Genomic DNA, 7,388 nt, shown 5'->3' with positions numbered 1-7,388 from the left:
GGCCTCCGCCGCATGCGCACGCCGTCGCGCACCAGCGGGTGGTCGTCCACCAGCAGCACGCGGATGGGGGCGCCGCCGCTCATGCGGGCACCTGCGACGGTTCAAACCCGGGGTAGGGCGCGTCGTTGTCGCCCTGCAGCGGCAGCACGGCCAGCACGCGCGTGCCGCGGCGGCCGGAGGCCACGCCGAAACGTGCCGCCCAGGCCCTCGATGCGCTCGCGCATGTTGCGCAGGCCGATGCCGCCCTGTCCGTCGGCCTGCACGCGCTGCACGTCGAAGCCGCGGCCATCGTCGATCACCGACAGGCTCACGCGCCGGCGGCCGAAGCGCAGCAGCAGTTCCACCTGCGTCGCGTGGGCGTGCATCTGGGCGTTGGTCAGCGCCTCCTGCGCCACGCGGAACAGCGCGGTGCCGTGGCTGGTGGGCAGCGGGTGCGCCGTGCCGCGCAGCACGAACCGCACGCCGAGCGCGGTGTGCTCCTGCACCTGCTGCGCCATGAGGGCCAGGGCTGGCGCCAGGCCCAGGTCGTCCAGCAACGCGGGCCGCAGGCCGTGCGAGACGCGGCGGATCTCCAGCAGCGCATGGTTGAGCCGGTCCAGGCCCTGGTCCAGCACGTGGTGCGGGCCGTGCGCCGCGCGCTCGGCCCACTGCACCTGGGCGGTTTCCAGCAGGAACTTGGAGGACACCAGCACCTGCACCACGCCGTCGTGCAGCTCGCGCGCCACGCGCACGCGCTCTTCCTCCTGTGAACGCACCACCCGCTGCGCGAGCCGGCGCAGCTTGGCGCTGGCCACGCGGTGGTCGCTGAGGTTCAGCGCCAGCCCGGCCAGCCCGATCAGCACGATGCACAGCGCGGCGATGCCGTAGATGCGCCGGCGCGTGCCGTCGATGTTCTCCTGGGCGCGCAGGTCGATGCGGCGCAGCGTGTCGTGCACGTCGTCCAGGTACAGGCCGGTGCCGATCACCCATTCCCAGCCGGGCAGCGTCATCACGTAGGCGAGCTTGGGCACCGTCTGCTGCGATGAGGGCTTTTGCCACAGGTAGCGCACCAGCCCGCCGCCCTCGCGCGCCTTGGCGAGGATGAGGTTGGCCGGCGCCTCGCTCTGCGGGTTGGACGGGTCGCACAGGTCCACGCCGGCCAGCCCCATCTGCTGCGCGTCCAGCAGCACGTTGCCCTGGCGGTCGTAGACGAAGAAATACCCGTCCTTGCCGAACTGCATGCGCGAGAGCAGGGCCAGCGCCTGCTGGTGGCGCGCCGCCGGGTCCGCCACATCGGCCGCGATGCGCGCCATCGCGCTCTGGGCCAGCTGCACGTAATGGTGCAGCTCGGTCTCCTTGCTGTGCAGGTAGGCGGATTCAACCAGTTCCCGCTCCTGGTGCGCCAGCTTCAGGGTCTGGTGGCGCACGGTGACGGCCACGGAACCCAGCGCCACAGGATGGGAATGGTCGACAGCAGCAAAAGCTTGAGCCGCAATTGCATGAAGGGTTTCTTGGATAGGAAAGCGATGACTATCTGCCGCCGCACGCCAATGTCAAGCGGGTTGTTTCGAGGGATCATGGGATATTCCGGGAATCCGTGAACATATGTAAAGACGGTCGGTGCGGTCGAATGGGGCGGAGAATCACCAAAACTCAAAATGCATCGGGGCTGCCTGGGGAGTGATTATGGAAAGGCGGCTTCCATAATCACCCCCGTGGTGCCTGGGGCCGCTGCGGATCGGGCGTCGGCACCGGCTTGGTGCGCACCTTGTGAGTGCTTGCTACCGCAGCATCCGCACCACAGCAAGGCCTTTGCAGCAGAAGCCGTGCCAGCCACGGGCGAGGCGGTGGTTTGCGTACTCCTGCGTAGGCCGGTCTGCGTACTACTGCGTAAGGGAAAAAGGTGCTTCGTTTTAGCGGGTTGTGCTGCCTAAAATTCTTTCGCGAATCGGGATTTCCAGGACAGAAGAAGGCGCGCCGGAAGATTATGGGAAATGCGGTCGCATGGAAATGGATGGGGCCTGCCGGTTTATCCGTGCATGGGCCGAATCATTTTCATCGTCATATTCAAAGTCGTTGCAAAGGACATTCCATGAGTAATCGGATCCACCGCCACCGCGTGGCCTGGGCGGGCGCTGCCCTGGCGGCCTGCGTGCTGATGACGGGCTGCGCCGCGCCGTCCAAGCGCGAGGTGCTGTCCACCACGCAGATCTATCCGGCCATCGGGCCGTATTCGCAAATGGTGGCCCACGGAAACACGCTGTATTTCTCGGGCGTCCTGCCCCTCAATGCGGCGGGCAATGCGGTCAACGGCACCACCATCGAGGAGCAGACCCGCGCCGTGCTCGATTTCATGGGCGCCAAGCTGCGTTCGCAGGGCCTGTCGTACGAGGACGTGCTCTCCACCACGGTCTACATGAAGGACCTGAACGAGTTCGCCGCCATGAACAAGGTGTACGGCGAGTACTTCCGCACCGCTGCGCCGGCCCGCGCCACGGTGGAGGTGGCGCGGCTGCCGCGCGACGTGAAGATCGAAATCTCGGCCATCGTCGGCCGCCGCTGAAGCGCTGTGGTCCTGCCTCCACGCCCCAAGGAGTTTTCCCATGAATGAAGCCACCCCCCTGATGGCCGCGCCCGGCGCTGCCGCTCCCCTGGACCTGTCCGCGGTGTCGCGCTGGAGCGCCAAGCGCCGCGACTTTCTGCGCGTGCTCGGCTATGGCGCCGGCGCCGCGACGCTCGGGCCCCTGGTGGCCGCCTGCGGCAGCAGCGGCGCGCAGACCCAGGCCGAAGCCCTGCGCGAGCAGCTCATGCGCGACGAGGCGTTCTGGACGGGCGTGCAGGGCATGTTCGTGCTCAAGCCCGAGAAGACCTACATGAACATCGGCACCGGCGGCTCCATGCCCAAGCTGGTGCTGGAAACGTTCGATGCCGAAAACCGCAAGAAGGCGGCCGATTCCGGCAGCGGCTACGGCAACCTGCTGGACCTGCGCAAGCAGGTGGCCCCGGGCTTCGGCGTGGATGCGGACGAGCTCGCGTTCTCGGCCAACACGTCCTCGGGCATGTGCCACGCCATCCTGGGGCTGGACTGGCAGCGCGGCGATGTGGTGGTCACCACCAACCACGAGCACGGCGGCGGCGACACGCCGCTCAAGATCGCCACCGACCGCTACGGCATCGAGGTCTCGCGCATCGCGCTGCCGGTGGGCAACAACCAGACGGCCGCCACCTACGTGAACCTGTTCGACGAGCGCATCCGCGCGCTCAAGGCCCAGGGCAAGCGCGTGCGCGCCATGATGTGGTCCTCGCCCACGTACAAGACCGGCACCATGCTGCCGATCGCCGAGCTGATGGCGGTGGTGAAGGCGCACGAGCTCATCAGCATCGTGGACGGCGCCCACCTGCCGGGCATGATGGCCTACAACTACGCGGAGCTGGGCATGGACTTCATGTCTGGCGCGGGGCACAAGTGGCAGTGCGGCCCGGGCTCGACCGGCATCCTGGTGGTGCGCAACAAGATGCGCGCCTCCAATCCGCTGCCGCTGCCCAGGTGGTTCCCGGTGCACACCAGCTCCTACGCCGCCAAGGACCGCACCATCAACGGCACCGAGACCTACGACATCGCCGCGACGATCACCAGCTGCGGCAGCCTGCACACGCCCATGTTCATGGCGCTGGCCCAGGCCTGCGCGCAGTGGGACGGCATCGGGCGCAAGAAGATCGAGACCTACGACCTCACGCTGTCGTCCTACCTCAAGGAAAAGATCGCCGAGCGCTGGGGCGTGGATGCGCTGTACTCGCCCAAGGACGATCCCAAGCTGCTCTCCGCGCTCACCTCGTTCAATCCGTTCCCGAACAAGGACGACGTGATGAACGCGCAGAAATCCACGGCCTTCGTGGCGCGCATGCTGAGCGAATACCCGCAGGGCTTCGTGATCCGCAACGCCGATTTCCCCGTCATCGGCGCGCCGGCCAACCACTACGGCGTGCGCATCTCCACCCACCTGTGGCACGACGCGCGCGACATCGACCTGCTGGTCGATGCCATGTGGGACCTGTCGCGCAAGGTCTGATCCGGCAGCGCTGCCGCATCCATAAAAAAAAGCGCGGGAGGCGACTCCCGCGCTTTTTGTTTTGGGGCGCCCTGCGCGCCGTGCGGCGATCAGAAGCGGTGGCGGATGCCCACGCCGAAGCTGTTGCCCTTCGTCTGCGCCGTGATGCGGTCGTTCATGAGCATGGCGTACACGTCGGTGCGCTTGGACAGGAAGTGGTCGTAGCCCAGCGTGAAGGTCTTGCGGTCGATGTCGGTCTGCGTCATCTCGGTCTTGACCCACTCCACCAGCACCTTGCCGGCCGGGCCGACCGGCACCGAGGCGCCCAGCTGCACCGTCTTGGCCTTGTTGGTGGTGTTGTCGGCCTTGGCCTCGCCGTAGCTCACGAAGGGCTTGACCAGGCCGAAGTCGTAGGCGCCCAGCAGCATCCAGTCGGTCTTCTTCGTGCCCAGGTAGGCATTGGGAACGGCGGGGTTGCTGATCTGGTCGCGCTCGTAGAAGCCCGTCAGCGTCACGGGGCCGCCGAAGTAGAAGAAGTTCGCGCCGAAGTTCTTCTTGCCGTTGTCGCCCGGCTGCTCGCCGAACTGGTACTGGATGTTGGCCGAGAAACCGCCGAATTTCGGCGTGCTGTAGACGATCTGGTTGCTCCAGCCCGTGTCGGACGGCGTGGTCGCACCCCAGCCGGTGCCGTTGAACAGCGGCACGTTCATGTGCAGGATCAGCGGCGAGAAGGTGAACGAATCGCCGAACGGATTGCCCACCACCGAGGGCAGGAAGTTGGGAGCCATCCAGCGGCCCAGCATCACCGAGCCGAAGTCGCCCGACAGGCTGACGTTGGCGTCGCGCGAGAAGAACGTGTCGTTGGCGAAGCGCCCCTGCGAGCCGTTGTCCACCTTGATGAACGAGGTCAGCTGGAAGTTGGCCTTCAGTCCGCCGCCGAGGTCTTCCGTGCCCTTGAAGCCGAACCACGAGGTCGTGAGGCCGCCACTGTCCACGACCGACTTGCGGCCCGCATCGCCTGCCATCTTGATGGACCCGGCGAACACGTCGGCCAGGCCGGTGAGCTGCACGGAGCTTTGGGCCTGCGCCCCGGCGGAACAAAGCAGCGCTGCACCCAGCGCGATCCAATTCTTTTTCATACGACTCCTGCGAAAGGGAAAAGGGGAAGGGAAGGTGCCGATGGCTCGGCGGGGCATACGGGCCTTCAACGGGCCAGGAAAAACGTGTCGATTTGCAAAGGGCTCCAAGCAAGGACCGTGCCTTCACCATTCGACCTGTGGGGGAATGCGGCGCCCGCGGCATCCGGGCGCGGCGGCTGCGGCCAGAGCGCACCGCATTTGACTTTGCTCAACACCGCGCGGCCGTGCTGCGGTCACAGTGGCGGCTCTATGTTTCCCTCTCCTTCCTCCCCTGCGCCGACCAAGACCGAGGCCCCTGCCGGCGAGGTGCTGCGCGAGCGCCACCAGCGTCCGGCCAGCGTGCTGTACCTGGACAGCGGCCGCGTGCTGCTCGGGGTGCGCGAGGATGGGCAGCTTCGGCACCAGTTGGGTGCGGTGGAGGGGCCGTGCTGGCTCGATGCCGCCCCCGCGCTGCTCGGCCAGGCGTGCATGGTGGACATGGTGGCGGACACGCGCGTGCTGCTGCGCCGCATGCCGCTGGAGGCCTTCCAGTCCGGCTTCGAATCGCTGCCGTCGCCCGCCCGCGCGCTGGTGTACGACATGGCGCGGGGCTACTGCCAGCAGACCGAACTGGCCGTGAGCCGGCTCGCGCAGGACGCCGAGGCGCGTTGCGCCCAATGGCTGCTGCGGCACGCCCAGCACGACGATGCGGGCACGCTGCGCGTGACGCTGCACCAGCGCAAGCGGCTCATCGCCGCGCAGCTGGGCATCGCGCCGGAAACCCTGTCGCGCGTGCTGCGCCACCTGCGCGACCACGGGCTCATTTCGGGCACGGGCAATGTGCTCAATCTGCCACAGCCCGGCGCGCTGCAGGTGGTGGCCGGGGCCGGCTGAAGGGGGGCTGCCGTCCCGCGCAAGGGCGTGGGTGGGGTGTCTGCAACACGCGGGTGATCGGGGCGGCGCGGCCATGGCGCGGCGGTGCGAAAGGGCTCAGGGTTTCCCCCGGACCGACCGAGGGTTCCACCCAACCCGCGCGTTCGGGGGGCTGCGTATATTCGTTCGCACCCCATTGCACATTCCGCCTGACAGCATGCCCTGCGCCTTTCGCCGCTCCTTTGCCAGAGGTGCTTCGTCCACGGAGCACCGATGACCCCGCCATCGCACGAGGCACTCGAGGCGGAGCAGGACGCGGCGGGCGACACGCCCGGCTGGCTGCTGCCCGGCCGCCTGGTGCAGCGCCTGATGCTGGTGGCCGTGCTGGCGGTGGTGTTCGCCGGGGCGATGGCCGCCTGGACCGTATCGCGCGCGGCCGGCGAGGAGGCCATGCGCCGCCTCGTGAGCCAGCAGACCGACGAGGTCGAAGTGGTCGCGCGGCTGCTGGCCAGCAAGATCGAGCAGAGCCAGAAGGTGCTCAGCACCGTGGCAGAGGGCATTCAGCCGGTCATGCTCGACTCGCCGTCGTCCCTCGGTTGGCTGCTGCAGCAGGGCCTGCCGGCGGTGCGATTCTTCGATGCCATGCAGGTGGTGCGGCAGGACGGCACCGTGGCCATCAATCTGCAATACGGCCGCCTGGACAGCGGCTCCAGCCTCGATCCGGCCGAACGCGACAGCCTGCGCCGCACCATGCTGGAGGGCAAGCCGCTGGTGTCGGGCCTGATCGGCGGGCGGCCGAGCGAGGCGCGCGTGATGTTCACGATCCCGCTGCACCGGGACGAGGGCACGGTGGTGGGCGCCGTCTCCGGCGTGCTGCGCCTGCAGTCGCAGGGGCTGCTGCCGCCCTCGATGTCGCTGCCGGCGCGCAAGGATTCCCGGCTCATCGTCTTCACGCGCGACGGCACCATCCTGTCGCACCCGGACCCCGCGCGGGTGATGGGCAGCGTGCGCGACGAGGCCGGCCTGTCGCAGGTGTTCGCGCGGTCGGGCGACAAGGATCAGCCGGTCATGGGGCGCGGCTTCACCGAGCGGCTGCCGGGCCATGTGGTCAGCCTGGCCGGCATGCCCATGACGCAGTGGACCGTGGCGCGCGTGAACGATGCGCAGGCCCTGCTCGCGCCGCTGGAGGGCGCGCAGCGTCGGGCGCCTGGCTGGCGCCGCCCTGATCGGTGCGGCCGCATTGCTGGCTGTGGCCTGCATGGCCTGGCTGGCGCAGCCCCTGGCCCGGCTGTGCCGCCGCGCCACGCACCTGGGCGCCCGCGCGCCCGGCGCCCATGAAGACATGCCCTGGCCGCAGGGCGCCGGCGAG

5 protein-coding genes and 1 pseudogene are annotated in these 7,388 nt (G+C 68.3%); 4 read left to right on the top strand and 2 right to left on the bottom strand.

The window, feature by feature from the left end:
• Window positions 1-79: 79 nt before the first annotated feature.
• Window positions 80-1,480 (bottom strand): annotated as a pseudogene (locus AC27KI_RS16000) (cache domain-containing protein).
• A 591-nt stretch (window positions 1,481-2,071) separates the two neighbouring features.
• Between AC27KI_RS16000 and AC27KI_RS15995 the strand changes: the two are divergent.
• Entirely contained in the window at window positions 2,072-2,542 is a 471-nt protein-coding gene (locus tag AC27KI_RS15995) for a Rid family detoxifying hydrolase (protein WP_284411172.1), read from the top strand.
• Between the two features lie 40 nt (window positions 2,543-2,582).
• On the top strand, window positions 2,583-4,049 hold the full coding sequence (locus AC27KI_RS15990) for an aminotransferase class V-fold PLP-dependent enzyme (protein WP_487090099.1): 1,467 nt from the start codon (window positions 2,583-2,585) through the stop codon (window positions 4,047-4,049).
• An 89-nt stretch (window positions 4,050-4,138) separates the two neighbouring features.
• Here the strand turns inward: AC27KI_RS15990 and AC27KI_RS15985 are convergent, their stop codons facing one another.
• Window positions 4,139-5,167 carry a porin gene (locus AC27KI_RS15985; RefSeq protein ID WP_272567786.1) on the bottom strand — a complete coding sequence of 343 codons (1,029 nt, stop codon included), beginning with the start codon at window positions 5,165-5,167 and terminating at the stop codon, window positions 4,139-4,141.
• 249 nt (window positions 5,168-5,416) lie between these two features.
• On the opposite strand from AC27KI_RS15985, the gene AC27KI_RS15980 reads away from it, so the two are divergent.
• Together AC27KI_RS15980 and AC27KI_RS15975 are read left to right on the top strand one after the other, a co-directional pair.
• Window positions 5,417-6,040, top strand: a complete 624-nt coding sequence (locus tag AC27KI_RS15980; RefSeq protein WP_487114712.1) for a Crp/Fnr family transcriptional regulator — start codon at window positions 5,417-5,419, stop codon at window positions 6,038-6,040.
• A 252-nt stretch (window positions 6,041-6,292) separates the two neighbouring features.
• Entirely contained in the window at window positions 6,293-7,357 is a 1,065-nt protein-coding gene (locus AC27KI_RS15975) for a cache domain-containing protein (protein ID WP_487114710.1), read from the top strand.
• Window positions 7,358-7,388 lie beyond the last annotated feature (31 nt).

The organism is Acidovorax sp. KPB24-03 (assembly GCF_057546605.1).
Note: the sequence above shows the minus strand (reverse complement) of the source record. Positions and strands in the feature narration are given on the sequence as shown.